25 protein-coding genes are annotated in these 26895 nt (G+C 63.8%); 12 read left to right on the plus strand and 13 right to left on the minus strand.

What is annotated here, in order from left to right; all coding sequences use genetic code 11:
- The first annotated feature begins 31 nt into the window (after positions 1–31).
- A complete protein-coding gene (locus tag I6F35_RS04210) occupies positions 32–2407 on the plus strand; it encodes a xanthine dehydrogenase family protein molybdopterin-binding subunit (RefSeq protein ID WP_225116376.1) in 2376 nt (791 codons plus the stop codon).
- A 150-nt stretch (positions 2408–2557) separates the two neighbouring features.
- On the opposite strand, the gene I6F35_RS04215 is transcribed toward I6F35_RS04210, so the two are convergent.
- On the minus strand, positions 2558–3355 hold the full coding sequence (locus tag I6F35_RS04215; protein ID WP_225116377.1) for a hypothetical protein: 798 nt from the start codon (positions 3353–3355) through the stop codon (positions 2558–2560).
- A gap of 115 nt (positions 3356–3470) precedes the next feature.
- On the opposite strand from I6F35_RS04215, the gene I6F35_RS04220 reads away from it, so the two are divergent.
- From I6F35_RS04220 to I6F35_RS04230, 3 genes are read left to right on the plus strand one after another with little or no spacing between them, the layout of a single operon-like run.
- Positions 3471–3983 carry a YaiI/YqxD family protein gene (locus I6F35_RS04220; RefSeq protein WP_225116378.1) on the plus strand — a complete coding sequence of 171 codons (513 nt, stop codon included), beginning with the start codon at positions 3471–3473 and terminating at the stop codon, positions 3981–3983.
- On the plus strand, positions 3983–5794 hold the full coding sequence (locus tag I6F35_RS04225; RefSeq protein WP_225116379.1) for an ATP-binding cassette domain-containing protein: 1812 nt from the start codon (positions 3983–3985) through the stop codon (positions 5792–5794). The genes I6F35_RS04220 and I6F35_RS04225 overlap by 1 nt, the downstream gene beginning before the upstream one ends.
- A gap of 3 nt (positions 5795–5797) precedes the next feature.
- Positions 5798–6877 (plus strand): D-TA family PLP-dependent enzyme, encoded by a 1080-nt coding sequence (locus I6F35_RS04230; protein ID WP_225116380.1) that lies wholly within the window; start codon positions 5798–5800, stop codon positions 6875–6877.
- 3 nt (positions 6878–6880) lie between these two features.
- On the opposite strand, the gene I6F35_RS04235 is transcribed toward I6F35_RS04230, so the two are convergent.
- Positions 6881–7027, minus strand: a complete 147-nt coding sequence (locus I6F35_RS04235; RefSeq protein ID WP_225116381.1) for a hypothetical protein — start codon at positions 7025–7027, stop codon at positions 6881–6883.
- 409 nt (positions 7028–7436) lie between these two features.
- On the opposite strand from I6F35_RS04235, the gene I6F35_RS04240 reads away from it, so the two are divergent.
- The 4 genes from I6F35_RS04240 to I6F35_RS04255 all read left to right on the plus strand — a co-directional run bounded on the left by I6F35_RS04240 (position 7437) and on the right by I6F35_RS04255 (position 9978).
- Positions 7437–7859 carry a hypothetical protein gene (locus I6F35_RS04240; protein ID WP_225116382.1) on the plus strand — a complete coding sequence of 141 codons (423 nt, stop codon included), beginning with the start codon at positions 7437–7439 and terminating at the stop codon, positions 7857–7859.
- Positions 7860–7888: 29 nt separating this feature from the next.
- Positions 7889–8386 carry a DUF4265 domain-containing protein gene (locus tag I6F35_RS04245; RefSeq protein WP_225116383.1) on the plus strand — a complete coding sequence of 166 codons (498 nt, stop codon included), beginning with the start codon at positions 7889–7891 and terminating at the stop codon, positions 8384–8386.
- A gap of 706 nt (positions 8387–9092) precedes the next feature.
- Positions 9093–9470: a hypothetical protein gene (locus I6F35_RS04250; RefSeq protein ID WP_225116384.1), complete on the plus strand. Its 378-nt coding sequence runs from the start codon at positions 9093–9095 to the stop codon at positions 9468–9470.
- A 49-nt stretch (positions 9471–9519) separates the two neighbouring features.
- Complete coding sequence (locus tag I6F35_RS04255) at positions 9520–9978, plus strand: hypothetical protein (RefSeq protein WP_225116385.1); 459 nt, start codon at positions 9520–9522, stop codon at positions 9976–9978.
- A gap of 139 nt (positions 9979–10117) precedes the next feature.
- Here I6F35_RS04255 and I6F35_RS04260 read toward each other — a convergent pair whose 3' ends face one another.
- From I6F35_RS04260 to I6F35_RS04295, 8 genes are all read right to left on the minus strand, one after another.
- Positions 10118–11347, minus strand: coding sequence for a TIGR03862 family flavoprotein (locus I6F35_RS04260; RefSeq protein ID WP_225116386.1), 1230 nt, complete (start codon positions 11345–11347; stop codon positions 10118–10120).
- A gap of 110 nt (positions 11348–11457) precedes the next feature.
- Positions 11458–12375 (minus strand): SDR family NAD(P)-dependent oxidoreductase, encoded by a 918-nt coding sequence (locus I6F35_RS04265; RefSeq protein ID WP_225116387.1) that lies wholly within the window; start codon positions 12373–12375, stop codon positions 11458–11460.
- A gap of 115 nt (positions 12376–12490) precedes the next feature.
- Positions 12491–12967, minus strand: coding sequence for a MaoC family dehydratase (locus I6F35_RS04270; RefSeq protein WP_225116388.1), 477 nt, complete (start codon positions 12965–12967; stop codon positions 12491–12493).
- 3 nt (positions 12968–12970) lie between these two features.
- Positions 12971–14704, minus strand: coding sequence for an AMP-binding protein (locus I6F35_RS04275; protein ID WP_225116389.1), 1734 nt, complete (start codon positions 14702–14704; stop codon positions 12971–12973).
- Between the two features lie 47 nt (positions 14705–14751).
- Positions 14752–15639 (minus strand): 3-hydroxyisobutyrate dehydrogenase, encoded by an 888-nt coding sequence (mmsB, locus tag I6F35_RS04280; RefSeq protein WP_225116390.1) that lies wholly within the window; start codon positions 15637–15639, stop codon positions 14752–14754.
- A 25-nt stretch (positions 15640–15664) separates the two neighbouring features.
- Positions 15665–16741 (minus strand): enoyl-CoA hydratase/isomerase family protein, encoded by a 1077-nt coding sequence (locus tag I6F35_RS04285; RefSeq protein WP_225116391.1) that lies wholly within the window; start codon positions 16739–16741, stop codon positions 15665–15667.
- Positions 16738–17883, minus strand: a complete 1146-nt coding sequence (locus tag I6F35_RS04290) for an isobutyryl-CoA dehydrogenase (protein WP_225116392.1) — start codon at positions 17881–17883, stop codon at positions 16738–16740. Before I6F35_RS04290 ends, I6F35_RS04285 begins: the two co-directional genes overlap by 4 nt.
- A 20-nt stretch (positions 17884–17903) precedes the next feature.
- On the minus strand, positions 17904–19400 hold the full coding sequence (locus I6F35_RS04295) for a CoA-acylating methylmalonate-semialdehyde dehydrogenase (RefSeq protein WP_225116393.1): 1497 nt from the start codon (positions 19398–19400) through the stop codon (positions 17904–17906).
- 175 nt (positions 19401–19575) lie between these two features.
- Here I6F35_RS04295 and I6F35_RS04300 point away from each other — a divergent pair, with 175 nt between their 5' ends.
- Positions 19576–20487, plus strand: coding sequence for a LysR family transcriptional regulator (locus I6F35_RS04300; RefSeq protein WP_225116394.1), 912 nt, complete (start codon positions 19576–19578; stop codon positions 20485–20487).
- Between the two features lie 91 nt (positions 20488–20578).
- On the opposite strand, the gene I6F35_RS04305 is transcribed toward I6F35_RS04300, so the two are convergent.
- Together I6F35_RS04305 and I6F35_RS04310 are read right to left on the minus strand one after the other, a co-directional pair.
- Positions 20579–21196 carry a TetR/AcrR family transcriptional regulator gene (locus I6F35_RS04305; protein WP_225116395.1) on the minus strand — a complete coding sequence of 206 codons (618 nt, stop codon included), beginning with the start codon at positions 21194–21196 and terminating at the stop codon, positions 20579–20581.
- A 60-nt stretch (positions 21197–21256) separates the two neighbouring features.
- Positions 21257–21793 carry a PaaI family thioesterase gene (locus I6F35_RS04310; RefSeq protein WP_225116396.1) on the minus strand — a complete coding sequence of 179 codons (537 nt, stop codon included), beginning with the start codon at positions 21791–21793 and terminating at the stop codon, positions 21257–21259.
- A 133-nt stretch (positions 21794–21926) separates the two neighbouring features.
- On the opposite strand from I6F35_RS04310, the gene I6F35_RS04315 reads away from it, so the two are divergent.
- The 3 genes from I6F35_RS04315 to I6F35_RS04325 all read left to right on the plus strand — a co-directional run bounded on the left by I6F35_RS04315 (position 21927) and on the right by I6F35_RS04325 (position 25544).
- Positions 21927–22697 (plus strand): enoyl-CoA hydratase, encoded by a 771-nt coding sequence (locus tag I6F35_RS04315; RefSeq protein WP_225116397.1) that lies wholly within the window; start codon positions 21927–21929, stop codon positions 22695–22697.
- Between the two features lie 230 nt (positions 22698–22927).
- Positions 22928–24124 carry an acetyl-CoA C-acyltransferase gene (locus I6F35_RS04320; protein ID WP_225116398.1) on the plus strand — a complete coding sequence of 399 codons (1197 nt, stop codon included), beginning with the start codon at positions 22928–22930 and terminating at the stop codon, positions 24122–24124.
- A gap of 127 nt (positions 24125–24251) precedes the next feature.
- Entirely contained in the window at positions 24252–25544 is a 1293-nt protein-coding gene (locus tag I6F35_RS04325; RefSeq protein WP_225116399.1) for an MFS transporter, read from the plus strand.
- Here I6F35_RS04325 and I6F35_RS04330 read toward each other — a convergent pair.
- Positions 25541–26881 (minus strand): carbohydrate porin, encoded by a 1341-nt coding sequence (locus I6F35_RS04330; RefSeq protein WP_225116400.1) that lies wholly within the window; start codon positions 26879–26881, stop codon positions 25541–25543. The two genes, I6F35_RS04325 and I6F35_RS04330, sit on opposite strands and share 4 nt — an antisense overlap.
- Between the last annotated feature and the right edge of the window lie 14 nt (positions 26882–26895).

The raw sequence follows: 26895 nt of genomic DNA on the forward strand, positions 1-26895 counted from the left end.
TGCTCCAAATCGCGGCATTCAGGTATTTCCGATGCAAGATCACACGCCTCCCGCCGCTCTCGAAAACGCTATCGCACTGCAAAAATACGGCGTCGGACAGCCCGTCCGCCGCAAGGAGGACGACACGCTGGTGCGCGGCAAGGGTAAATACACGGACGATTTCTCCCTGCCCGGCCAGGCCTATTGCTGGATGGTGCGGTCCTCCCACGCCCATGGGATCATCAAGGGCATCGACACCTCGGCCGCCAGGGCGATGCCGGGCGTGCTGGGGGTGTGGACCGGCGCCGACCTCGCGGCCGCCAACTACAACCCGTTTACCTGCGGCATGCCGCTGAAAAGCCGGGACGGCTCGCCGCTGCTGCAGACCAACCGCCCGCCGCTGCCGACCGACAAGGTCCGCTTCGTCGGCGATCCCGTCGCTTTCGTGGTGGCGGAAACGGTGGCGCAGGCGCGCGATGCGGCCGAGGCCGTCGAGGTCGATATCGAGGAGCTGCCGGCGGTGACGGATGCCGCCGAGGCCGCCAAGCCCGGCGCGCCGCAGCTCTACGACCACATCCCGAACAATGTCGCGCTCGACTATCACTATGGCGACACCGACAAGATCAATGCGGCCTTCGCCGGCGCCGCGCATGTGACGACGCTCGACATCGTCAACACCCGCGTCGCTGTCGTCTCGATGGAGCCGCGGGTTGCGCTTGCCGTCTACGACAAGAAGACCGAGCGCTATACGCTGCAGGTGCCGACCCAGGGCGTCTCCGGCAACAAGGCGACGCTGGCGAAAATCCTCAACGTCGCGCCGGACAAGGTACGCATCCTCACCGCCAATGTCGGCGGCTCTTTCGGGATGAAGAACCTCAGCTATCCCGAATACATCGCCATCGCGCATGCGGCGAAGGAACTCGGCCGTCCCGTGAAATGGACCGACGAACGCTCGACCAGCTTCCTCTCCGACAGCCAGGGCCGCGCGCAGCTCATCCATGCCGAATTGGCGCTCGACGCCGACGGCAAGTTCCTGGCGGTGCGGCTTTCCGGCTACGGCAATCTCGGCGCCTACATCACCGGCGTCGCGCCAGGCCCGCTGTCGCTCAACACCGGCAAGAATCTCGCAAGCGTCTACCGCACGCCGCTGCTCGGCGTCGACATCAAGACGGTCTTGACCAACACCACGCTGATGGGCGCCTATCGCGGCGCCGGCCGGCCCGAGGCCAACTATTACATGGAACGGCTGATCGACAAGGCCGCCGACGAGATGGGCATCAATCGGCTCACCTTGCGGAAGCGCAATTTCATCAAACCGTCACAACTGCCCTTCCCCGCCGCGTCCGGCGTCACCTACGACAGCGGCGATTTCCAGGGCGTGTTCGAGAAGGCGCTGGAAATCTCCGACTACGAGAATTTCCCCAAGCGCAAGCGGGAGAGCAAGAAGAGCGGCAAGCTGCGCGGCATCGCGGTCGGCTCGTATCTGGAGGTCACCGCGCCGCCGAGCGGCGAGCTCGGCAAGATCACCTTCGATCCCGACGGATCGGTGACGCTGACCACCGGCACGCTGGATTACGGCCAGGGCCATGCGACGCCATTCGCGCAGGTGCTGTCCGACCAGCTCGGCGTGCCCTTCGACAAGGTCAAACTGGAACAGGGCGACAGCGATCTGGTGCGGTTCGGCAACGGCACCGGCGGCTCGCGCTCGATCACCGCGACCGGCCAGGCCATCGTCGAGGCTTCCGCGCTTGTGATCGAGAAGGGCAAGAAAGCCGCCGGGCATCTGCTGGAAGCATCCGAAGCCGATATCGAATTCGCCGACGGCCGCTTCACCATCGCCGGTACCGACCGCTCGATCGGGATCATGGAGCTCGCGCAACGGATGCGCGAGGGCCAGATTCCTGAAGGCGGGCCCTCCTCGCTTGATGTCGACCACGCCACCAAGGAGACGCCGTCGACCTTCCCCAACGGCTGCCATGTGGCGGAGGTCGAGATCGATCCGGACACCGGCGTCACGAAGATCGTGCGCTACACCGGCGTCAACGATTTCGGCACCATCGTCAATCCGATGATCGTCGCGGGACAATTGCACGGCGGCGTCGCGCAGGGCATCGGCCAGGCGCTGATGGAAGAGGTCAATTACGACGCGAGCGGCCAGCCGATCACCGGCTCATTCATGGACTATGCGCTGCCGCGCGCCGAGGACATTCCGTCGATGACGGTCGGCGATCACCCCTCGCCGGCGAAGAGCAACCCGCTCGGCACCAAGGGCTGCGGTGAAGCCGGCTGCGCCGGCAGCCTTGCCACGGTGGTGAACGCGGTGGTCGATGCGCTGTCGGAATTTGGCGTCACGCATATCAACATGCCGCTGACGCCCGAGCGGGTGTGGCGCGCGATCCAGGACGCGAAGAAGGCGAAGGCGGCGTAACGTTCCGCTGTCATCGTAACGTTCCGCTGTCATCGCCCGCGAAGGCGGGCGATGCAGTATTGCAGAGACGTCCGAGATTCACCGAGAAGCCGCGGCGTACTGGATCCCCGCCTGCGCGGGATGACGGTTGAGTCGGTGGTGGGGCGATGACTACGCCGCGGCCTGCTCGCGCGGCTGGTAGATCGCGATGTGCCAGCAGTGCGCCAGCGGCGTGGTGCCGTTGGCGATGACGAGGGCGTCGAGCTCGACGAAGCGGTGGCCCTTCTTGTCATAGTTGGCGGTGACCTTCGCCCGCGCAGTGAGTGCGTCGCCGGTCTTCGCCGCCGACAGAAGCTGCATGCGGCTGCCGACGTGAATCCAGGGTCCGAGGATGGCGTTGTCGACCAGAAGCTTGTTCATCACCTTCTGCAGCATGCCGGGATGACCGAGATTTTCGCGCGCGTAGATTCCGTCGGTTTCGCGGATGTCGGCCAGATAGCCGGTAGCGGCGTCGCCGGCCCAAATGTAGGAACGCGTGCCGAGCCAGTTGCCGACTTCGTAGGAGGACGCGTTCACCGGCTTGCGCTCGGCGATCGCGGCGACCTCGGTGTAATCCTTCAGCGATACCGCAGGCGCCGCAGCCGGCAGCGACGCGCTGCCTGTGGCGCAAAGCTCGCCGCGGCTGAACACCTCGATCGCCAGCGCGCCGTCGCGCTGCTCGCCCCTCACCTCCGCCAGCTCGCCGTCATAGACCGGCTTGAGGAAACGCGCGTCGATCAGGCCGCGCGCGAGGAAATCGCGGCCCCATGTCGCAACCGGCAGGTGCATCATGTAGGCCATCACGTCGACGCCGGGGACCAGCCCGCCCGAGAAACCGTACCGCCGCGCGACCGTGTCGTCATGGATCTTGTTCTCGGACTCTTTCGAGGTGTTATAGGCCGAAACGCGATAGGCTTGCGGACCGCTCATGGGGTTCCCCTTATTTCGGTTGTTTTCTGCCAGGATCGTACGCCATCAATGGTCCGTGGCAAGCCTGGCCCCCGGCTCGCAATTTTCCGCCCGATGGGTTACATGCGGGCCACGAATGAACCGCCAAGCCGTGATGCCGACTGAAAACCCCACCCGCATCTATATCGATGCCGATGCCTGTCCGGTGAAGGACGAGGTCTATCGCGTCGCGCTGCGGCACGGGCTTGCCGTCAGCGTGGTCGCGGGCAATTTCATCCGCGTGCCGCAGGATCCGCTGATCGAACGCGTTGCCGCCGGTTCCGGCATGGATGCCGCCGATGACTGGATCGCCGAGCGCGCTGGAAATGGCGACATCGTCATCACCGCGGATATTCCGCTGGCGAGCCGCTGCGTGAGGGCCGGCGCTGACGTGATCGCGCCGAACGGCAAGCCGTTCACGGAGCAATCGATCGGCATGACGCTCGCAATGCGCAATCTGATGACCGACCTGCGCTCGTCGGGCGAGATCACCGGCGGTCCCAGATCGTTCGCGCCGCGCGACCGTTCGACGTTCCTCTCGGCGCTCGACACCGCCATCCGCCGCATCCAGCGCCGCCGCGCCGAACAAATTGCTGCCGGGAAAGCGTGATGGCGCCGCCCCTGATCCAGCTCAAGGATATCAGACTGACCTTCGGCGGCACGCCGCTATTGACCGGCGTCGAGCTGTCGGTATCGGCGGAAGAACGCGTGTGCCTGATCGGGCGCAACGGCTCCGGCAAATCGACGCTGCTCAAGATCGCGGCCGGCCTGGTCGAGCCCGACTCCGGCAGCCGCTTCGTGCAGCCGGGCGCGACCATCCGCTATCTGCCGCAGGAGCCGGATTTCGGCGATCACGCCACCACGCTCGCCTATGTCGAGGCCGGCCTGGGACCGGGCGACGATCATTATCAGGCGCGCTACCTGCTCGAACAGCTCGGGCTCTCCGGCGACGAGGATCCCACGCATCTTTCCGGCGGCGAAGCTCGCCGCGCGGCGCTGGCGCGGGTGCTGGCGCCCTCGCCCGACATCCTCTTGCTGGACGAGCCGACCAACCATCTCGATCTGCCGACCATCGAATGGCTGGAGAGTGAATTGCAGAACCGGCGCTCGGCGCTGGTGCTGATCAGCCACGACCGTCGCTTCCTCACCAATTTATCGCGCGCGACCGCCTGGCTCGACCGCGGCCAGATCCGGCAGATCGATCGCGGCTTTGGCGCGTTCGAGGCCTGGCGCGACGAGGTGCTGGCGGAGGAAGAGCGCGAGCAGCACAAGCTCGACCGCAAGATCGTCAACGAAGAGCACTGGCTGCGCTACGGCGTCTCCGGCCGGCGCAAGCGCAACGTCAAGCGTCTCGCCAATCTGCATGCGCTGCGCTCGCAGCGGCGCAACTATCGCGGCGCCGCAGGGAGCGCCAATCTCGGCGCCGCAGAGGCGGAGAAATCCGGACGGCTGGTGATCGAGGCGAAGAATATCGGCAAGGCGTTCGGCGAACGTAGGATCGTGGCGGATTTCTCGACCCGCATCCAGCGCGGCGACCGCGTCGGCGTGGTCGGCCCGAACGGCGCCGGCAAGACCACGCTGGTCAACTTGCTCACCGGCGCGGAGACGCCCGACAGCGGCAGCGTGCGGCTCGGCGTCAACCTCGAAATGGCGACACTGGATCAGCACCGCGAAAGCCTCGATCCCAAATCGACGCTGTCGGAAGCGCTGACCGGCGGCCGCGGCGACCATGTGATGGTCGGCGGCAAGCCGAAGCATGTCGTCGGCTACATGAAGGATTTCCTGTTCGCGCAGGAGCAGATCCGCACGCCGCTGGAGGTCTTGTCGGGCGGCGAGCGCGGCCGGCTGATGCTGGCACGCGCGCTGGCAAAACCCTCGAACCTCCTGGTGCTGGACGAGCCGACCAACGACCTCGATCTCGAAACCCTCGACGTGCTGGAGGAGATGCTCGGCGATTACGAGGGCACCGTGATCCTGATCAGCCATGACCGCGATTTCCTCGATCGCGTGGTGACGTCCGTCATCGTGCCCGAGGGCAATGGCCGCTGGATCGAATATGCGGGCGGCTATTCGGACATGCTGGTGCAGCGCGGCGCCGATTTGCAGCGCGAGGCGGTGAAGCCGGCGGTCGTCGAAGAGAAAAAGGAAGCGAAGACTGGCGCGCCCAGCGCGGCACCAAAACGGCGGCTGAGCTTCAACGAGAAACACGCGCTGGAAACGCTGCCGAAGACGATCGCGAAACTGCAGGCAGAGATCGCAAAGCAGCAGAAGCTGCTTGACGATCCGAATCTCTATACGAAAGATCGCAAGAAATTCGACGACGCATCCGGCGCGATTGCCAAGGCACAGCAGGAGCTTTCGGCGGCGGAAGACCGCTGGCTCGAACTTGAAGTGCTGCGCGAAGAGATCGAACAGGCATAATCCATGACCACTCCCCTCGCCGTAAAAATCGCCCGTGAATATGGCACGCCCTGCGCCGTGATCGACATGGATCGCGTCGAGCGCAACATCGCGCGCATCCAGGCCGCGTGCGATGCCGCCGGCGTGGCGCATCGTCCGCACATCAAGACCCACAAGAACCCGGCGCTGGCGCAGATGCAGATCGCGGCCGGCGCCAAGGGCATCACCTGCCAGAAGCTCGGCGAGGCCGAAATCATGGCGGACGCGGGGATCTCCGAGATCCTGATCAGCTACAACCTGCTCGGCGACGAGAAGATGGCGCGGCTCGGCGCGCTGCAGGGCAAAGCAAACGTCACCGTGGCAGCGGACAATTCGGTGGTCGTCGCCGACCTGCCGAAGGCGGCGGCTGCATCCGGCCGCACGCTATCGGTCGTGGTCGAATGCGACACCGGGCGCAAGCGCGCCGGCGTCGAGACACCCACTGAAGCCGTCGCGTTGGCGCGCGAGATCGCTGCTAGCAAGGGGCTGCAATTTGCCGGCTTCATGCTGTATCCGACCGAGACCGGCTGGACGGACGCACAGGCATTCTTCGACGAGGCACTGGCTGGCGTGCGCGCCCACGGTCTTGACGCGACCATCGTGTCCACCGGCGGCACGCCGAACCTGAAGAATCTTGGCAAGTTGAAAGGCGCGACCGAGCATCGCTTCGGCACCTATATCTACAACGACCGCATGCAGGTCGCGGCCGGCGTCGCGACCTGGGACGACTGCGCGCTGCATATCTATTCGACGGTGGTGAGCCGCGCCGCACCTGAGCGCGGCATTCTCGATGCGGGATCAAAGACGCTGACGACGGATACCGGCGGGCTCGAGGGCCACGGGCTCATCCTCGAACACCCCGAGGCCAAGATCGCGCGCTTTGCCGAAGAGCACGGCTTTCTCGATCTCTCCCGCAGCAACACCCGGCCCAATGTCGGCGATGTCGTCCGCATCGTGCCCAATCACGTCTGCGTCGTCGTCAACATGATGGACGAGGTCGTGATGGTGCGCGGCGAAGAGATCATCGGCACGCTGCCGGTCGCAGCACGTGGCAGGTTGCGGTAGCCGCTACATTTCCGTGCCGACTGATCCGCAGGGCTTGAGGGTTTGCAGCGAGCGCCCGTGCAGGCACCCTTCGTGTTTCTGGACGTAGGCAAGCACACCCATCACGATCAGAGCCACCACGACCAGTCCGGCTACAAGGTTCTGCACCATGGCTGCCAACTCCAGCTCAACTCATGACCAAGGCGACCAGCGCGATCGGGCGGATCAACGTCGGGGGCGGCGCTCCCGCTTGAGCCGATGGGGCTGGGGCCGAAAATGATCAGCAAGAGGTCCCGCAGGCAAGGAGAGCACAACCGTCGACTTGATGGCAGCCCAAACTTTTGCCGCGCTGCGCAAAAAAACAGACTTTCGCTGCAGCCGCGAGGCTAAGCGCAACTGGTGCAGGCTAGCTTTTCAAGAGCCACGTAACGAAGATCAGCGGAGGGACGCTGCGAACACGCAGATACCGGACTGCCCTGCCTGCAACCCGGGGTGAGCAAGGTGACTTGGCACTGCAATCAAACTTCAGTATCTAGATCTTATTGCAATCTAACGGCGAAATCAATTTTAAGGATGTGATATGGAAGAGCAACATAGGGTGTACTTGATCGGCGGGAATGACGACGAGACTGCTGTCTTCACGCTGCTCGACGAGGGCGACCACTGCCGGCTCCGTTGCGAATACCGAGATAAGACCGTTGAAAGCACGGCAACCGACTTCTTCCAAGCCCTCTGCGACGTTCGCGTTCTGCTTGCAAAAGATGGCCTCATTCCATTCTGCTATAGCGCGAGCTTGAACGTCTATCCTGTGCCGATGGCGAGCAATCTGGGCCAGGGTAAGGCCTGTAAACTCACCAGCGGTCAGCCCCCAAAGAACCTCGTCGAGTTATTTGCTGAAGGCCCGGATGTGATTCCCGCCTCAGTTGCCCTACAGGAGGAATTTTACCGCGACTGGCTCGCGACGCTTGCAATAGCGCATCCTACGGACTCCGAACAGCAATAGTCGGTTCAAGAACGGAGGACCTAGTTTGCATGAGCGACCAACTGGTCAAAGTCAGGTTCAAATTGGACGCTGAAGATTGGCATGGACACGCAGGTGAAAAGCTGTGGGCCGCAAAAATCAATAGAGAGGAAGGCCTTTTTGAACTCAGGAACATTCCCAGCTTCACAAGAGGAATCAGCTATCGCGATGTCGTCAAGGCATCGCCAAGCGAAGATCCAATGCAGTTTGATTTCGAATGCGTCGTTGATCGCGGCGGTCACTCAACGTACATGCTTCTGGTCGACCCTACCGAGAAGCGACGAGGTGAGTATTGGAAGATGCTAGAGAAGGCTGGCTGTTCGTATGAAAGCGGCCAGATTGAATTGAGCATAGGAGTTCGGTTGCTTTCGCCGTGGATGTGCCGACGTCGTCAGATTTGTATGAAGTGTATGCAATACTCGAAAATGGGGAAAAAGAGGGAGTTTGGCTATTCCAGGAAGGCTAGGCCAACATCCACGACGCATCAAGCGAACCGAAAGCCACATTAGGCTCAAGCTGGCAAGGCAATGGCTCACGGACGAAACAAGTATCAGTCGCGAGAGAACCGTGCTCGTGTCCGTGAGATCTTGCTTCGGGACTGGGACCCCATCGGGGTCTACGGCATGCCAAGGGCCACGGACGAATACGATGCCTACGCAGATAGGCCTACGTCATGCTAATGGACGAAGGCGCAACCGCTAGCGAGATCGCGGGCTATCTCTACACTGCTGCCACCGAGCATATGGGATTAACCGATCACGGGCGGTTGTTAGCCGAGAAGAGTGAACAGGTTGCTCGACTACTGGTTCAGATTCGACCTGAGTTCGGTACCCACTGAGACTTCACCGGTTTCACCGCGGCCGGAGGAAAACCTGCCTCATGGTTTGGAGGCCCCGGACGCAGTGGTTTGGGGTTGTTCCCCCAATGCCACATCCAGCAATCAACTACCCTATTTGGTGCATTGCCACTCGCCTAGGCTCGCGGGTTGGGATGATCATCGCCAGGTTGAATTGATGGGTTTCGCTGCGCTCTAGCCCACTTCAAGGCGCCCTTCTCCGCGGCCGCGCCGCTCGCAAACGAGGCCTGCAATAAACAACCCACCGGTCGGCGCCTTCCTGAAGCGACGGTGTTGTTTAAGCGGAACGAAAAAGATATACAATCCTCGGTAGTTTTTCAAAAGATCGCTCGTTCAGCAATCATCCGGAAGATATACTTATGAAGAGACTGCTCGCCGCAGTCAGGCAACCAATAGTTGCTGCAGTTGTATTGATATTTTTCATATCTACCATTTGGGGGCTTGCTCTATTTTTGCACGCGGAAAGGCTCAACAACTGGCTCACTCTCGCGCAAATCAACGAAAGGGTGACACGCGATCTGCCCCTCGGAACACCACTTTCTGAAATAGACAGATATTTCACGGAAAATAATGTCGAACATAGCTATGTCGAGAGAACCAATGAAGTGTATGCGATGATACGTTTCATTTGGGGCGGTAGATTTATGATCCAGAAAGACGCATGGATAAGAATCAAATTGGACGAACACAAGAAACTAAACGACCTCAGGGTAGAATCGGTTTTCACCGGACCATAGTTGACCACAGGTGGCACCTAGCGCTCGCAGGCGGTAGCGGATGGTTGGGATGCAAGGCGAATCTGAATTGGATTATGCGAAGCTGAAAGATTTTCTTTCATTTTATATTGAGCGATATATGCCGGCCGTTGAGGATTTGCCGCTGGACAAACGGCCCATGGCCGTCTGTGAAGCGTTAGAGAAGAAAAGCATGAAGTTGGCCTTCACAGGACTCCGCCAAGCAATCAATGATTGCGTGGAAATGTCGTTACATTTTGCTCCTGCGGAGGTAGAGAAATTCGACCTCGAGCTTCGAAGCCGCGACATTGTCACTCTCTCTGAATTGCGGAGACGATATTCGAAGAGCTACGCAAAGATCATGAAGCGAGGCCGGATAAAAAGCGAAACCGAGTATTATCTCGCCCGCAACGTACTGGACGATCCGACTGAAAAGACCCCTGAAGAGCGCGAGTTGTTGGGGAGACTGATTTCCGACTATGAAGAAGGCGCGCAGCAAGGCTCAGCCTAAGTGAACTAGCGGCTTTGCCGCCGATTGCTTTTCTGTGTCGTTCTTCGCTAAACTCGGCTCGTAAGATGGATGGAGCGCAGCCAAACCCATCGGCGGCGTCCGGACTGAAATTGATGGGTTTCGCTGCGCTCTACCCATCCTACGCATTAAGCCACTTCAGCGCGCCCTTCCCCGCCGCCACACCGGTCGCAAACGACGCCTGCAATAAATAACCACCGGTTGGCGCTTCCCAGTCGAGCATCTCGCCGGCGGCGAAGACGCCGGGCAAGCGACGGAGCATGAAGTTGGCGTCGAGTTCGTCGAACGCGATGCCTCCGGCGGTGGAGATTGCGCGGGTGAGCGGCGCGATGCCGGTGAGACACAACGGCACCGCATTGATGAGGCGGGCGAGATCGGCGGGAGGCTGCGACGGCAGAGACGTCCCCGAAGCTTTTGCGACCTCCTGCAACAGCGCGATAGTGATTGGCGCGAGGTTCAGGGCTTTGCGCAGGAAGTTCGAGAATGATTGCTTGCCTTTCGGCGCTGATAACTTCGTGGTGAGTTCATCGATCCCGAGGTCGGGCCGCAATGCGACATGGAGGGTTACCTCGCCGTCGCGGAGAATCGCCTCGCGCAGATCGGCCGACAGCGCATAGATGGCGCCGCCCTCGATGCCGGTGCGGGTAACGATCGCCTCGCCGCGCACCGTCTGCCCGCCGACGCTCAGCGCGACGCCCTTGAGCGGCTGGCCCTCGAAGCGGTCGCGGAAGATATCCGACCAGGCGACGGTGAGGCCGGAATTGGCCGGCTGCAGCGGCGCTATCCTCACGCCTCTCGCCGCGAGTACATCCACCCATGACCCGTCGGATCCGAGCCGCGGCCAGCTTGCGCCGCCGAGCGCCAGGATGGTTGCGCGGGCTTCGACAGCGCGTTGTCGTTCCGGGGTTTGAAACAGCAGGCGGCCATCATCGTCCCACCCGGTCCAGCGATGCCGCAGCAGCAGCCGCACGCCGGCGCCATCGAGCCGACGCAGCCAGGCGCGCAGCAGCGGCGAGGCCTTGAACGCTTTCGGGAAGACACGGCCGCTGGAGCCGATGAAGGTCGGCTGGCCCAGCGCCTCGCTCCAGTCGCGCAACGCTTGCGGCGGGAACGCTTCGATGGCCGCCGCAAGGTGCGGCATCGCCTCGCGATAGCGGGCGAGGAATTTCGGCAGCGGCTCGCTGTGCGTGAGATTGAGGCCGCCGCGGCCGGCCATCAGGAATTTGCGGCCGGCCGACGGCATCGCGTCGTAGACGGTGACCTGCGCGCCGGCCTGCGCCAGCACCTCGGCCGCCATCAGGCCGGCGGGGCCGGCACCGATGACGGCGATGCTGGGTTCGCTTGAAGGCATGGTGCGACTTTAGAACATCTCGTCATTCCGGGGCGCTCGCGTCAGCGAGCGAACCCGGAATCTCGAGGTTCCGGGTTCGTCGCTTTCGCGACGCCCCGGAACGACGGGATTTAGAGCTTGATCCCCGCTCTTGCCGCCGCCTGGGTGACATATTTCTGCGTCTGCTCGAACGCGCCCTGCAGCGCCTTGGCCTTCGACATGTCGCTGATCTCAGCGAAATGCGCGGCGATGGCGTCGGGCGTCCATTCCGACGACGGCAGGTTGATGCCTTCGGTCTCCAGGATCCTGATCACCGCGAACGAGCCGGCGCCGGCGCCCATGATGGTGCGGGTCGGCGCGTCCTCGCTCAGCATGTACTCTACCGCCGGCGTGATGGATTCCGGCTTCATCAGCGCGAGCGCCTGCGGCGGCAGCAGCTCCTCGGTCATGCGGGTGGCGGCCGTCGGCGAGATCGTGTTGACGCGGATGTCGTTCTTGCGGCCTTCCTCGGCGAGCACGTTCATCAGCCCGACCATGCCGGCCTTGGCCGCCCCGTAATTGGCCTGGCCGAAATTGCCGTAGAGTCCGGAGGACGAGGTCGTCAGCACGATGCGGCCGTAATTGCGGTCGCGCATGCCGGCCCACACCGCCTTGCAGCAATAGAAGGTGCCGACGAGATGGACGTCCAGCACCTTCTGGAAATCGGCGACTTCGAGCTTGCCGAACGACTTGTCGCGCAGGATGCCGGCATTGGCGCAGAGCAGATCGACGCTGCCCCACTCCTTGGTGGCGCGCTCGACCATCGCCGTGACCTGCTCGAAGTTCGAGACGTCGGCGCCGTCAGCAATCGCGGTGCCGCCGGCTTTCCGGATCTCCTCGACCACGGTCTCCGCCGGCGACAGCGACGCGCCGGTACCGTCGCGCGCGCCGCCGAAATCGTTGACCACGACCTTGGCGCCGCGGCTCGCGAGCCCCAGCGCGTGCGCCCGCCCCAGACCATTGCCCGCGCCGGTGACGATGGCGACGCGTCCGTCAAATCTGATTGCCATGAAGTGTGTTCCCAGTTTGTCACGCCCGGGCTTGACCAGGCATCCATAAAAATCAGAGCGTTTTGAGCAGTGATGGATTGCCGGGTCAAGCCCGGCCATGACGAGCGCGGGAGCGTCAGGCGAAGTAGATCAGGCCGAGCCAGTCGGCGACCAGCGCCGGCTTCTCCTCACCCTCGATCTCGACAGTGACATTGGTGCGTGACGCCAGCTCGGTCGGCTTGCGCAGCTTGGCCTCGGCAAGCACGAAGCGGCCGCGGACGCGCTTGCCGGAGCGCACCGGCGAGATGAAGCGCAGCTTGTCGAAGCCGTAATTGACGCCCATCGTGGTGCCCTCGATCACGGGCATCACCTGATAGGACATGATGCTGAGCAGCGACATCGTCAGGAAACCGTGCGCGATGGTGGTGCCGAACGGGGTTTCCTTGGCGCGCTCGGGATCGACATGGATGAATTGGTGATCCTCGATCACGTCGGCATAGGTGTCGATCCGCCGCTGATCGATCAGGTGCCAGGCGGACACGCCGATCTCCTTGCCGACCATGCCCTGATAGGTTTCCAGCGACACCGGCGGCCTCTTCCAGACTTCGTTCATTGATTAATTCTCCGATCCGGTCGCGCGCACCTTCTGCAGTTCCGGGAATTCTTCTTCACGGAATTCCACACCGCGCAACGCGTCCTCGCGATTATCCTCATGTTCGAGCCGGCGCAACTGCACCCGGCGGATCTTTCCCGAGATCGTCTTCGGCAGCTCGGTGACGAGCTCGATCTTGCGGATGCGCTTGAATGGCGCCAGACGGGTATGCAGATGCCGGAAGATCGACAGCGCCGTTTCCGGCGTACGCTCGACGCCCGGGGCCAGCAGCACATAGGCTTTCGGGATCGCGAGCCGGATCGGATCGGGGCTCGGCACCACGGCGGCCTCCGCAACCGCCTCATGCTCGAGCAGCACGCTCTCCAGCTCGAACGGGCTGATGCGGTAATCGGATGACTTGAAGACGTCGTCGGTGCGGCCGACGAAGGTCAGATAGCCCTCCTCGTCGCGGAACACGACGTCGCCGCTGCGATAGATCGCGCCATCGGCGCCGGAGAGCTTGCCATCATCGCCCTGATAGCCCTGCATCAGGCCGGCGGGCCTGTCGGCGCCGAGGACCAATGTGACCTCGCCCTCTCGGGTCGGATTGCCGTCGAGATCGGTGATCTCCACGCGATAGCCGGGCAGCGGCCGGCCCATCGAGCCGATCTTGACCGTCTGGCCCGGCGAGTTGCCGGCAAGCGCCGCGGTCTCGGTCTGGCCATAGCCGTCGCGGATGGTCAGGCCCCAGGCCGCGCGGACCTGGTCGATCACCTCGGGGTTGAGCGGCTCGCCGGCGCCACAGACTTCGCGCAGCGATACCTTGAAGGCCGAAAGCTTCTCCTGGATGAAGAGGCGCCACACTGTCGGCGGCGCGCACAGCGTGGTGACGCCGCAGCGGCCGATGGTGGCGAGCAGCGCCTTGGCGTCGAACCGCGGCTGGTTGACCACGAACACGGTGGCGCCGGCATTCCAGGGTGCGAAGAAGCAGCTCCAGGCATGCTTGGCCCAACCGGGCGAGGAGATGTTGAGATGCACGTCGCCCGGCTGCAGGCCGATCCAGTACATGGTCGAGAGGTGGCCGACCGGATAACTGCGCTGGCTGTGCCGCACCAGCTTCGGCTTCGCCGTGGTGCCCGAGGTGAAATAGAGCAGCATCGGGTCGTCGGCCTTGGTCGGTCCGTCCGGCGTGAAGACCTCCGGCGCATCCGCCGCCTGCTCGAACGGCAGCCAGCCGTCCTGCTGTGAGGCCGCGCCGACCACGATGCGCACGAGCTTTTCGCTGCCGAGATCGACAAACTTTCCGACCTGGTCCTGCGTTGCGATCACCGCCCTCGCCTTGCCGCGCTCGAGGCGGTCGCGCAATTCGTCAGCCGTCAGCAGCGTGGTCGCGGGAATCACGATGACGCCGAGTTTCATCGCCGCTAGCATGGTCTCCCAGAGCGGCACGACGTTGCCGAGCAGAAGCAAGAGATGATCGCCGCGCCTCAAGCCTTGCGCGCGCAGGAAATTCGCGACCTGGTTCGAACGACGCGACAGCGCGGCGAACGACAGCTTCGTCTCGCGGTCGCTGCCGGCATCGACAATCCACAGCGCCACGCGGTCGCGACTGTCAGGGCTTTGCGCAAGCTCCGCGTCGAACCAGTCCAGCGCCCAGTTGAAGGGCACCGGATCGGGCCAGCGGAATCCCGTTACAGCGGTCTCGTAATCCGTGCGGTGCTGAAGCAGAAACGCGCGCGCTTCCTGAAAGGTGGTCATCAGGTCGTTCCCTCCGCGCCCTTGTGGTCGCTAGAGGATAGCGACCGTTATTTTCCGGCGAGCGCCCTAACGTGCTGGATAATTCCGGAAAAGTCGACCCCGCCGTGACCAGCCGCATCGAACGCCTGGTAGATCTCCTGCGCGTGCTTGCCGAGCGGCGTCACCGCGCCGGCGGTGTTGGCAGCATCCTGCGCCAGCGTCAGATCCTTCACCATCAGATTCGCGGCAAAGCCGGGCTTGTAACCGTTATTGGCGGGCGAGGTCGGAACCGGGCCTGGCACCGGGCAATAGGTCGTCAGCGACCAGCACTGGCCTGACGAGGTCGAGGCGACGTCGAACAGCGCCTGATGCGAGAGCCCGAGCTTCTCAGCGAGCACGAAGGCCTCGCCGACGCCGATCATCGAAATACCCAGGATCATGTTGTTGCAGATCTTGGCCGCCTGGCCCGCGCCGCCGACGCCGCAATGCACGATCTTCTTGCCCATGTTTTCCAGCACGGGCTTGGCCGCGGCGAATGCCGCCTCCTCGCCGCCGCACATGAAGGTGAGCGTCGCGGCCTTGGCGCCGCCGGTGCCGCCGGAGACGGGCGCATCCACCGACAACACGCCATGCTTGGCCGCCAGCGCATGCGCCTCTCTCGCGCTTTCAACATCGATGGTCGAGCTGTCGATGATGAGCGCATCCTCGGCCACCGCAGGCAGGACCTCGTTCCACACCGAGAGCACGTGCTTGCCGGCCGGCAGCATGGTGATGACGATCTCGGCGCCCTTCACCGCGGCAACGCTGCTTTCCGCGATCGCAGCGCCGTCGCTCTGGGCCTGATTGCGCAACGCCGCGACCAGGTCGAAGGCGGTCACCTTGTGGCCGGCCTTCACCAAGTTGGCGGCCATCGGGCCGCCCATGTTGCCGAGACCAATGAATGCGATCGTTGCCATCTCGATGTCCTCCCCGTCCTGTCTTCTATTTATCGAATGTCAGCTCATCGGCGCCGATCTCGGCGAAATATGGCGCGAGCATTTCCGCCGTCACGTCCTCGACGCGCGGCGGCGACCACTTTGGATTGCGGTCCTTGTCGATCACGGCGGCACGCACGCCCTCGCGGAAATCGTCGCTGGCGAACACGGCGAGCGCGGCGCGATATTCCCGCACCAGACATTCCTCGAGCGAGGATGCAGCGCGCGCCAGCCGCAGCAGCTTCAGCGTCACCACCATGCCGCGCGGCGATTTCTCATTCAGCACCTTCAGCGTCGACAGCGCGAATTCGGAGCCGTCGCGCTGCAGCGATGCGATAATGTCTTCCATGCGATCATGCGCGAACCAGGCATCGATCTTGGGCTGCAGCGCCGCAACAGGACCCGACGTCTCGCCGGTCGCAAAGCTTGCGATCAGCTTCCTGACCTCGGCATGTGTCACGCCGGCGCCGAGTTTCGTCAGCGCCTCGCGCAGTTCAGGCAGTTTCGACGACGGCACCACGACGTCGGCAAATTTCGCATAGATCGCGTCGGGCCCGTTCATGGTCTGCCCGGTCAGGCCAAAATAGGCACCGAGTTCGCCCGGTGAACGCGACAACAGCCAGGTGCCGCCGACATCGGGAAAAAAGCCGAGGCCGACTTCCGGCATTGCCAGCTTGGTGCGCTCGGTGACGACACGGTGCGAGCTGTGGCCGGACAGGCCGACGCCGCCGCCCATCACCAGCCCATCGATGAACGCGACATAGGGCTTCGGATATTTCGCGATCCGCGCGTCCATGACATATTCCTGGCGCCAGAACCGCTTGCCGAGATCGCCTCCGACCTTGGAGCTCTCATAGAGTCCGCGAATGTCGCCGCCGGCACACAGGCCGCGCTCGCCGGCGCCTTCCAGCAGCACGACAGCAACGGCAGGATCGGCTTCGAACCGGTCCAGCGCCGCGTCGATACCCTCGGACATCTCCAGCGTCATGGCGTTGATCGCCTTGGGACGATTGAGCCGGATGACGCCCGCCGCGCCTTCGCGGCGAACGATCAGGTCGCCCTCACCCTGTACAGCAGCGTTCATCGCGCTCCCTCGATCATCTTCCGCGCCACGATCAGCCGCATGATCTCGTTGGTGCCTTCCAGGATCTGGTGCACGCGCAAGTCGCGCACGATCTTCTCGACGCCGTATTCGCTGAGGTAACCGTAACCGCCGTGCAGTTGCAGCGCCTGGTTGGCGACGTCGAAGCCGACATCGGTGCCAAAGCGTTTTGCCATCGCGCAGAGCTTGGTCGCCTCGGGATCCTTGCGATCGAGCGCGGCAGCAGCGCGCCACAGGAAGGTGCGCGCGGCCTCGAGTTCGGTCGCCATGTCGGCGACACGGAATTGCAGCGCCTGGAATTCGTCGAGCCGCTTCCCGAATGCCTTGCGGTCCTTCATGTAGGCCAGCGCCTTGTCGAGCGCGCTCTGCGCGCCGCCGAGCGAGCAGGCTGCAATGTTGAGCCGGCCACCATCGAGCCCAGCCATCGCGATCTTGAAGCCGATGCCCTCCTCGCCGAGCCGGTTCTCGACCGGCACGCGGGCGTTCTCGAAGATCACCGCGCGGGTCGGCTGCGCGTTCCAGCCCATCTTGCGCTCATTGGCGCCGAGCGAAAGGCCGGGCGTGTCGGCGGGAATCACGAGTGTCGAGATGCCGCCGGGACCGTCGTCGCCGGTCCTGACCATCACGACATAAAGGTCACCACCGCCGGCGCCCGAGATGAACTGCTTCTGCCCGTTCAGCACGTAATGATCGCCGTCACGTACCGCGCGCGTGCGCAGCGCCGCCGCATCGGAGCCCGAACCCGGCTCGGTCAGGCAATAGCTCGCGAGCAGCTCCATGGTGCAGAGCTTCGGCAGCCATTTCTGGCGCTGGGCATCAGTGCCGAAGGCATCGATCATCCAGGACGCCATGTTGTGGATGGAGATGTAGGCCGACACGGTCGGACAGCCGGTCGCGAGCGCCTCGAAGATCAGCGCCGCGTCGAACCGCGTCATCGCGGAGCCGCCGACGTCGTCCCTGATATAGATGCCGCCGATGCCAAGGGCTGCCGCCTCGCGCATCACCTCGACGGGAAAATACTTCTCCTCGTCCCAGCGCAGCGCATGCGGCGCGATCTTCTCCGCCGCAAACGCCCGCGCCATGTCCCTGACGGCGATCTGGTCCTCGTTGAGAGCGAACTGCATCGCGCCCGCCTCTGACGAGGTCACTTCATCGTCGGGATCGAGAACTCCGCGCCCTCCTTGACGCCGGACGGCCAGCGCGAGGTCACCGTCTTGGTCTTGGTGTAGAAGCGGATCGAATCCGGGCCATGCTGGTTGAGATCGCCGAAGCCCGACTTCTTCCAGCCGCCGAAGGTGTAATAGGCGATCGGCACCGGGATCGGCACGTTGATGCCGACCATGCCGACATTCACCTTGGCGGCGAAGTCGCGCGCCGCATCGCCGTCGCGGGTGAAGATGGCGACGCCGTTGCCGTAGTCGTGATCGGACGGCAGCGCCAACGCTTCGTTGTAATCATGCGCGCGCACCACCGACAGCACCGGGCCGAAGATCTCTTCCTTGTAGATCCGCATGTCCTTGGTGACGTTGTCGAACAGCGAGCCGCCGAGATAGAAGCCGTTCTCGTAGCCCTGCATCTTGAAGCCGCGGCCGTCGACCGCAAGCGTCGCGCCTTCCTTGATGCCGATGTCGATATAGCCTTTCACCTTCTCGACCGCCTCGCGCGTCACCAGTGGGCCGTAATCGGCGGAGGGATCGATCGAGGTGCCGACCTTCAGGCTCTCCACGCGCGGGATCAGCTTTTCCATGAGACGATCGGCGGTCGTCTTGCCGACCGGAACGGCGACCGAGACAGCCATGCAGCGCTCGCCGGCGGAGCCGTAGCCGGCGCCGATCAGCGCGTCGACCGCCTGATCCATGTCGGCGTCGGGCATCACGATGGCGTGGTTCTTGGCGCCGCCGAAGCACTGGCAGCGCTTGCCGGTCGCGGCCGCGCGCTCATAGATGTATTGCGCGATCGGCGAGGAGCCGACGAAGCCGATGGCCTTGATGTCGGGATCGTCGAGGATGGCGTCGACCGCTTCCTTGTCACCGTTGACGACGTTGAGGATGCCCGGCGGCAGGCCGGCTTCGATCATCAGTTCCGCCAGCCGCATCGGGACGCCGGGATCGCGCTCGGAGGGCTTCAGGATGAACGCGTTGCCGCAGGCGATCGCAGGCGCGAACTTCCACATCGGGATCATCGCGGGGAAATTGAACGGCGTGATGCCGGCGACCACGCCGAGCGGCTGGCGCAGCGAATAGATGTCGATGCCGGGGCCGGCACCTTCGGTATATTCACCCTTCATCAGATGCGGGATACCGCAGGCGAACTCGACCACTTCCAGCCCGCGCTGGATGTCGCCCTTGGCGTCGGGAACAGTCTTGCCGTGCTCGCGCGCCAAGAGTTCGGCAAGCTTGTCGTAGTCGCGCTGCACCAGTTCCAGGAACTTCATCATCACGCGGGCGCGGCGCTGCGGATTGGTCGCGGCCCATTCCGGCTGAGCGGCCTTGGCATTCTCGACCGCGGCGCGCAGTTCGGCCTTCGAGGCCAGCGCCACCTTGGCCTGCACATCGCCGGTCATCGGCTCGAAGACGTCGGCCGTCCGGCCCGAGGTGCCCTTGACCTCCTTGCCGCCGATGAAATGTCCGATTGAGCGCATGAAAACCTCCCTTCGTCCCGGCCGAACGCCGATCCACACCTTTAGTTTCGACGCGTTTTCTTCACGCGAACCGGAATCCACTTCGCTCGAAAACGCTCTAGATCGCTTTACAAACCCTTTTGACCCGCATTTTATGGGATTCAAGTCGGATAAATTGCACCATAGATGTGCGGAAATGCTGGATCAAGGCGGCGCGATCGACTGGGACGATTTTCGCTTCGTGCTCGCCATCGTGCGCGGCGGATCGGTCTCGGCTGCGGCAAAACAACTCGGCGTCGATCATGCCACGGTCATCCGCCGTGTCGACCGGCTGGAGCATCACCTTTCGGCGAAGCTGTTCGACCGCCGCAAGACCGGCTATCTCCTCACCGAAGCCGGCCAGCGCGTCGCCGACAGCGCGGAGGCGATGGAATCGACCATCGTCGCCAACCAGGAGGCGGTCGGCGGCTCGCGCGCGCATCTGACCGGCACGGTGCGGATCGGCGCGCCCGATGGTTTCGGCAGCCACTTCCTCGCCTCGCGGCTGGTGAAATTCACCGACCGGTACCCCGATGTCGACCTGCAACTCGTGGCGACCGCGCGGCTGTTCAGCCTGTCGAAGCGCGAGGCCGATATCGCGATCAGCCTGTCGATGCCGAAGGAAGGCCGCATCGTCGGCCGCAAGCTGCTCGACTACAACCTCGGGCTTTACGCGGCGCCCTCCTATCTCGACCGCGCGCCGAAAATCACCGCACGAAGCGACCTGCCGAAGCATCGCTTCGTCGGCTACATCGAGGAACTGCTGTTCACGCCCGAGCTCGACTATCTGCCGCAAGTCTCGCCCAGGATCTCCGCCAAACTCCGCAGCGCCAATCTGATCGCGCAGCTCAACGCGACGATCGCGGGCTACGGCATTGCCGTGCTGCCGCATTTCATGGCGACGGCACATCCGGAACTGTCTGCCGTGCTGCCGGAGGACGTGCGGATATCACGCACCTTCTGGCTTCTGATGCACGCCGACAGCAAGAACCTCGCCCGCATCCGCGCGGTGGCGGATTATATCTACGAGACGGTGGAGGACGAGCGCGCGCTGTTCAGCGGATGCTGAATTTGTCCACCGTCATTGCGAGCGCAGCGTGCCCACCATCCACATTCGATGCAAGAAAGATGGACACGCTTCGCTTGGCCCACCCTGCAAATCAGTGCGCTTTGGGGCGCGCCTTCTTCACCGCCGGCTTCGCAGCGGCGCGAGACAATACGGCGTCGCGGCCGGCGGCGAGGATCTCGTCGGAGAATTCGCCATTGCCGGCGATGCGGGCCATCACGACGGTTCCCATCATGGTCGCGAGCGTCGCCATCGCCTGCTTGCGTGCGGTCCTGGGCGGCACGTCCAGAATCTGACCGGCGATCATGTCGATCATCCGCTCCAGCTTGGCGGCGAAGGCCTTGCGGGTCTTCGGGCTTTCGCGGGCGATCTCGGCGCCGAGCGAGGGAACCGCGCAGCCGCGGCCGGGATCGTCGCGGTGCGTCGTCGTCAGATAGGAATCGACGAGAGCCGCCAGCCGTTTCTCCGGCGGCGTGTCTTCGGCGATCTTGCGCCAGCGCTCGTTGCCGCGGTCCATGGCGTAGTTGAACGCCTCGATCACCAGCGCCTCGCGGGAATCGAAATGGGCGTAGAAGCCGCCATGGGTCAGTCCGACCTCCTTCATCAGGTCGGCGACGCCGATGCCGTGGGCGCCGCGCTCACGCAGCCTGACCGAGGCCTGTTTCACGATCCGCTCGTGGGTCTCCGCCTTGTGTTCTTTCGAATAACGCATGGGTATCTCATTGGATGTTTCCAGTCATATAATAACATCCGCCCACGAAAAAAGCTGCATCTATTTCGGGCTCGCGCCCCCGATCATGGAAAAGGTCGCGGTTGCGTGCACCGCAAGCTTGCCGGCACCGTCGCGGACGAAACCTTCGGTGTAGCTGGTCTGGCGGCCAAGCTTGATCACCCTGCCTTCCGCCGTGATCGTGCCTGAACGCACCGAGAGCGGTCGCAGAAATGTGAGCTTGAGGTCGAGCGTGACCGAAGTCTGGCCGGCCGGCAACATGGTCGTAATCGAGCAACCCATCGCGGTATCGAGCAACGCCGCGGCGGTCGCGCCGTGCAGGAGACCGATGGTGTTCTCGAGGCTCTCGTCGGGATCAAGTTCCATCACGATCCGGCCGGGCTCGACGACCGCCATTTGTAAACCGATCAGCTTGGCGAATGGCGGTGGCGGCAGGATCCCGTCGCGGATTCCGCACATCGCTTCCATGCCCGACATCGCGGCAGCGACCTTCGCAGTCGGTCCAGGCGCCTGCCAATCCACCACCCGCTCGCGGCGGGATGCAGGCGAGAACAGATCGACGGTGTCAACGAAGGTCATGGCAGCTCCTTTTAAATGATAACCATCATTCTATCGCACGCACTGCTGCATCGCAACACCGGTCGCGCGGCGGCTTGACAAGCGCCGCCATTGTCCGGGAAGTGGCCGGATGTTCCCTGCCCGAGATGATCCCATGGAAATGCTCAATCCCCATTGCGGCGTCGACCGCGATTCCCGCGGCGTGGTCCGCCTCACCATCTGCAATGCCGGCTCGCTGAACATCCTGAGCTCGGCGGTCACCGATGGCGTCCGGGACGGCTTCGAGAAGCTTGCCGGCGACCGCAACATCCGCGCGGTGATCCTGGCAGGCCAGAGCGAGAAGAGCATGATCGGCGGCGCCGACATCAAGGAGATGGCGAAGCTCGAGCAGAAATCGGCGGAAGCCTTCATCACGCGGCTGCGCGACCTCTGCGAGGCGGTGCGCCGGTTCCCGGCACCGGTCATCGCGCGAATGCCGGGCTGGTGCCTGGGCGGCGGATTGGAAGTAGCTGCAGCCTGCGATTTCCGGATCGCGGCGCATGATGCCAAGTTCGGCATGCCCGAGGTGCGCGTCGGCATCCCCTCGGTGATCCATGCCGCGCTGTTGCCGCGGCTGATCAATTGGAGCCGCGCGCGCTGGCTGGTGATGACGGCCGAGAACATCGACGCGCCGACCGCGCTCGCGTGGGGCCTCGTCGACAAGGTCGCCAAACAAGGCGAACTCGATGCCGAAGTCGAGCACACGGTGGCGGCGCTGCTCGAATGCGGCCCCGAAGCGTTGCGCATCCAGAAGGATCTGCTGCGGCAATGGGAAGAACTGCCGCTGACGGAGTCGGTCAACCTGAGTGTCGGCGTGTTCGGAAAATCGTTCCTGACCGGAGAGCCGCAACGGCTGATGCAGGGCTTTCTGGAGCGGAAGCGCTAGCCGCAAACGATCCTGTCATGTCCCGCGAAGGCGGGGCATCCAGTAACCGCAAACCGAAGTTCGGTGGTTACTGGATCATCCGCCTTCGCGGATGATGACGGCGGTGGGATAAGCGCCGGCTCATCCTTCGCACGATAATTTGTCATGCGGCCGGGGCGTTGCAATTTTTGCGGCGCATCATATGATCAACGTCATGTGACCAAGAATCCTCCGATACCAGGGAGCCCGCCATGGCCAATGCCTCCGATCCCGTCGTCATCCTTTCCGCCGCCCGCACGCCGCTCGGCCGTTTCATGGGCGAATTGACGCCGTTCAGCGCCCACAAGCTCGGTTCCCATGTGATCGGCGCGGCGCTGGAGCGGGCCAAGCTCGCGCCAGAACGTGTCGACGAAGTATTCATGGGCAACGTGCTGCCGGCCGGCCAGGGCCAGGCGCCGGCCCGCCAGGCCGCCCGCGGCGCCAAGCTGCCCGATGCGACGGGAGCCACCACCGTCAACAAGGTCTGCGGTTCCGGCATGAAGGCGACCATGCTCGGCCACGACATCATCAAGGCCGGCTCGGCCGAGATCGTGGTGTCCGGGGGCATGGAGAGCATGAGCAACGCGCCCTATCTGCTTGCCAAGGCGCGCGGCGGCTATCGCGCCGGCCATGACCGCATCATCGACCACATGATGATGGATGGACTCGAGGACGCCTACGAGACCGGACGCTCGATGGGCGATTTCGGCGAGGCGACGGCGGAAGCCTATCAGTTCACCCGCAAAGACCAGGACACCTACGCCATGGAGACGCTGACGCGGGCGCGCAAGGCGGTCGAAGGCGGCGCGTTCAAGGCCGAGATCGTGCCGATCACGGTCGCGGAAAAAGCCGGTCCGCGCGTGATCGCCAATGACGAGCATCCGCTCAAGGTCGATCCCGCCAAGATACCCGGATTGAAGCCGGCATTCCGCGCCAACGGCACCATCACACCGGCTGCCTCCTCCGCCAATGCCGACGGCGCCGCGGCGCTGATCCTGGCGAAGCGTTCGCTCGCCGACCGCGACGGGCTGCCGGTGCTCGCCGAGATCAAGGGCCACGCCACCCACAGCCAGGAGCCGCAATGGTTCACCACGGCGCCGATTCCGGCGATCCGCAAGCTGCTCGACAAGGTCGGCTGGAGCGTCGGCGACGTCGATCTGTTCGAGATCAACGAAGCCTTCGCAGTGGTGGCAATGGCCGCGCAGCGCGACCTCGCAATTCCGCGCGACAAACTCAACATCAATGGCGGCGCCTGCGCGCTCGGCCATCCCATCGGCGCTACCGGCGCGCGGCTGATCGTGACGCTGCTGCATGCGCTGGAAGCACAGAACCTGAAGCGCGGCGTCGCAGCGCTCTGCATCGGCGGCGGCGAAGCCACCGCGATCGCAGTGGAGCGCGTTGCACATTAGACAGAGCGTTTTCGCGCGAAGTGTCCACGTCCTAAAATGAGGGAACTACAGCATTTATGTCATGGTTCCCTGGTGCTAGACGTGGCAGCCAATTAACAAGACTTCCAGACAAAATTTCTGAGGCTGCATGATCTCGAACTGGCTGGCGGCCGCGCTCGGCCGCCGCAAGATTCACTACGGCTGGGTGATGGTCGGCGTCACCTTCCTCACGGCGCTGATCGCCGCCGGCACCGTCGGCGCACCCGGCGTCTTCATCGTGCCGCTGCAGCAGGAGTTCGGCTGGAGCACCGCGGAGATTTCCTCGGCGCTCTCGATCCGCTTCATCCTGTTCGGATTGATGGCGCCGTTCGCCGCGGCACTGATGAACCGCTACGGCCTGCGCAATGTGACCTTGGCGGCGCAGCTCATCGTGGTCTCCGGCCTGCTCGCCTCGCTGGCGATGACGCAGGTCTGGCAATTGGTGCTGCTGTGGGGCGTGGTCATCGGGATCGGCACCGGCATGACGGCGCTGGTGCTGGGCGCGACGATCGCGACCCGCTGGTTCGTGGCGCAGCGCGGCCTCGTCATCGGCATCATGACCGCGAGCGTCGCGACCGGGCAATTGGTGTTCCTGCCGCTGCTCGCGAGCCTCACCGAACGCTTCGGCTGGCGGATCGCGCTGTCGCTGGTCTGCGTCGCGCTCGGTGCATCCGCCTTCCTGGTGCTGCTTGTCGTGCGCGATCGCCCAAGCGATGTCGGACTGCGTCCGTTCGGCGATAAAGGGACCGAGCCGCTCCCCGCACCGGCGCCGAGCAACGCACCGATCATGGCGGCGGCGCTTGGCACGCTGCGCGACGCTTCGAAGTCCCCGGTGTTCTGGATCCTGTTCGCGACCTTCTTCATCTGCGGCGCCTCGACCAACGGCCTGGTGCAGGTGCATCTGATCCCGATGTGCCTCGACTTCGGCATCCCGCAGGTGCAGGCCGCGAGCCTGCTCGCCGCGATGGGCATTTTCGATTTCTTCGGCACCATCATCTCGGGCTGGCTCTCGGACCGCTATGACAACCGCTGGCTGCTGTTCTGGTATTACGGCCTGCGCGGGCTGTCGCTGATATTCCTGCCATTCACCGACTTCTCGTTCTACGGCCTGTCGCTGTTTGCGATGTTCTACGGGCTGGACTGGATCGCGACCGTGCCGCCAACCGTGCGCCTGACCGCGCAGCGTTTTGGCGCCGAGCGCGCCAATCTCGTCTTCGGCTGGATCTTTGCCGGACATCAACTCGGCGCCGGGGCGGCCGCCTTCGGTGCCGGCCTGTCGCGCACAGTGTACGCAAGCTATCTGCCCGCCTTCTTCATCGCTGGCGTACTCTGCCTCATAGCGGCGTCGATCGCGCTGGCGATCAAGCGGCCGGCGCCGAAAGCGGTCGTCGCGGCAGCTTAATACGTAATCGTCGTGCGCACGCCGACCATCACACCATCCTTGATGCGACGTGTCTGCGTGGGATCGTAGGGATCGACCGCGCCGCCGCCGGGATGGGCGATATATTGAAACACCGGTTGCAGCAGGAAGCCGGGCCTGACCTCGTGCTGATAGGTGACCTCAAAGATCGCCTCGTAGTCGCGGACCGGGTACGGCGTGCCGGTGAAGAGCTGGATGTCACGGTCGAGAGCGCGGGCGCGGTCGGATATCCGGGCGTAGGTTGCAGCGACGCCGAACCTGTCGTTCGGATGGGCGTCGCTGAATCCGGTGAACAGGAAGCCACCATCGACATAGGCGCTGACCAGGTTGCGATCGGACGGGCTCACCGAGGCTCGCATGAAGAAGGCGACGCCCTTGTCCGAACCAGGCGCGGCGCGCGCGAGCAATTGCTCGTAGACCATGAACAATCCCTGATTCCGCCGCCGCCATAGGGCTTCGCCGGAGCTGTCGGGATCGGCGAGCGACAGGCCGTCGGCCGAGAAGCGCTGATCCGCAAACGACATCATGTGATACCAGCCGCCGCCTGTGATGGTTGCCGGCAACCGGCTCTCGCCGATCTCGAATCTGTATTTGAGCTGGCCGATCCACCAGGGCGGATCGTTGACGCGAAACAGCAGCCCGTGCGGATTGGCGATCTGCGCATCGTCCGCGTCCGGAGGCGCCGCGGTGCCATCGAACAGCGCAAGATAGGCGGTGATCTTGTCCGAGAGCCGCGCCTTGACGCGGATGCCGGGAACGGCAAGCGGCGGCGATGGCCCGCCGGCCGGCAGGTTGATGCCGGTGATGCCGGGCCAGCCCAGAGCCGAGTTGACGAAGATGTCGTCGTACTTGCTGTCGATGAATTCGATGTCGGAGGCCTGCTGGCCGACGCGGACAGCGAGCTTGCCGCCGAGCAGTTCCTGCTCGATCCAGAGCTCATAGAGCCGCGTCGCGGGCAACGCCTCGATGCCGGAGACCAGCATCAGATTGCCGACATAGCTGCGCGACAGGCCGTCGCCATGGATCTGGAACATGTTGGCGTGGAAGGTGGCGCCGGTCCAGCCGATCACCTTTTCCAGATCGATCGTGGTGCCGAGGTCAAGCCGGCCGGTATAGATCGCGCCCGTGCGCATGCCGCCGGTCACGTTGGCAAGCCCCTCGCCGATATAGGTCAGGCTAAACTGGTAGCCGGCGTCGGCGAGCCTGTCGCGCAGGTCAATGCTGGCGTCAGGCCGATCGGCCGCGTGCGCCGCAGGCGCGAGGGCAAGAGCGGTGATCGCCGCGAAAACCGTGACCGCGCGGGTAAGCACTCCATACATGCAATGAGACCACA

The organism is Bradyrhizobium sp. BRP22 (genome assembly GCF_020194175.1).
GTDB lineage: Bacteria > Pseudomonadota > Alphaproteobacteria > Rhizobiales > Xanthobacteraceae > Bradyrhizobium.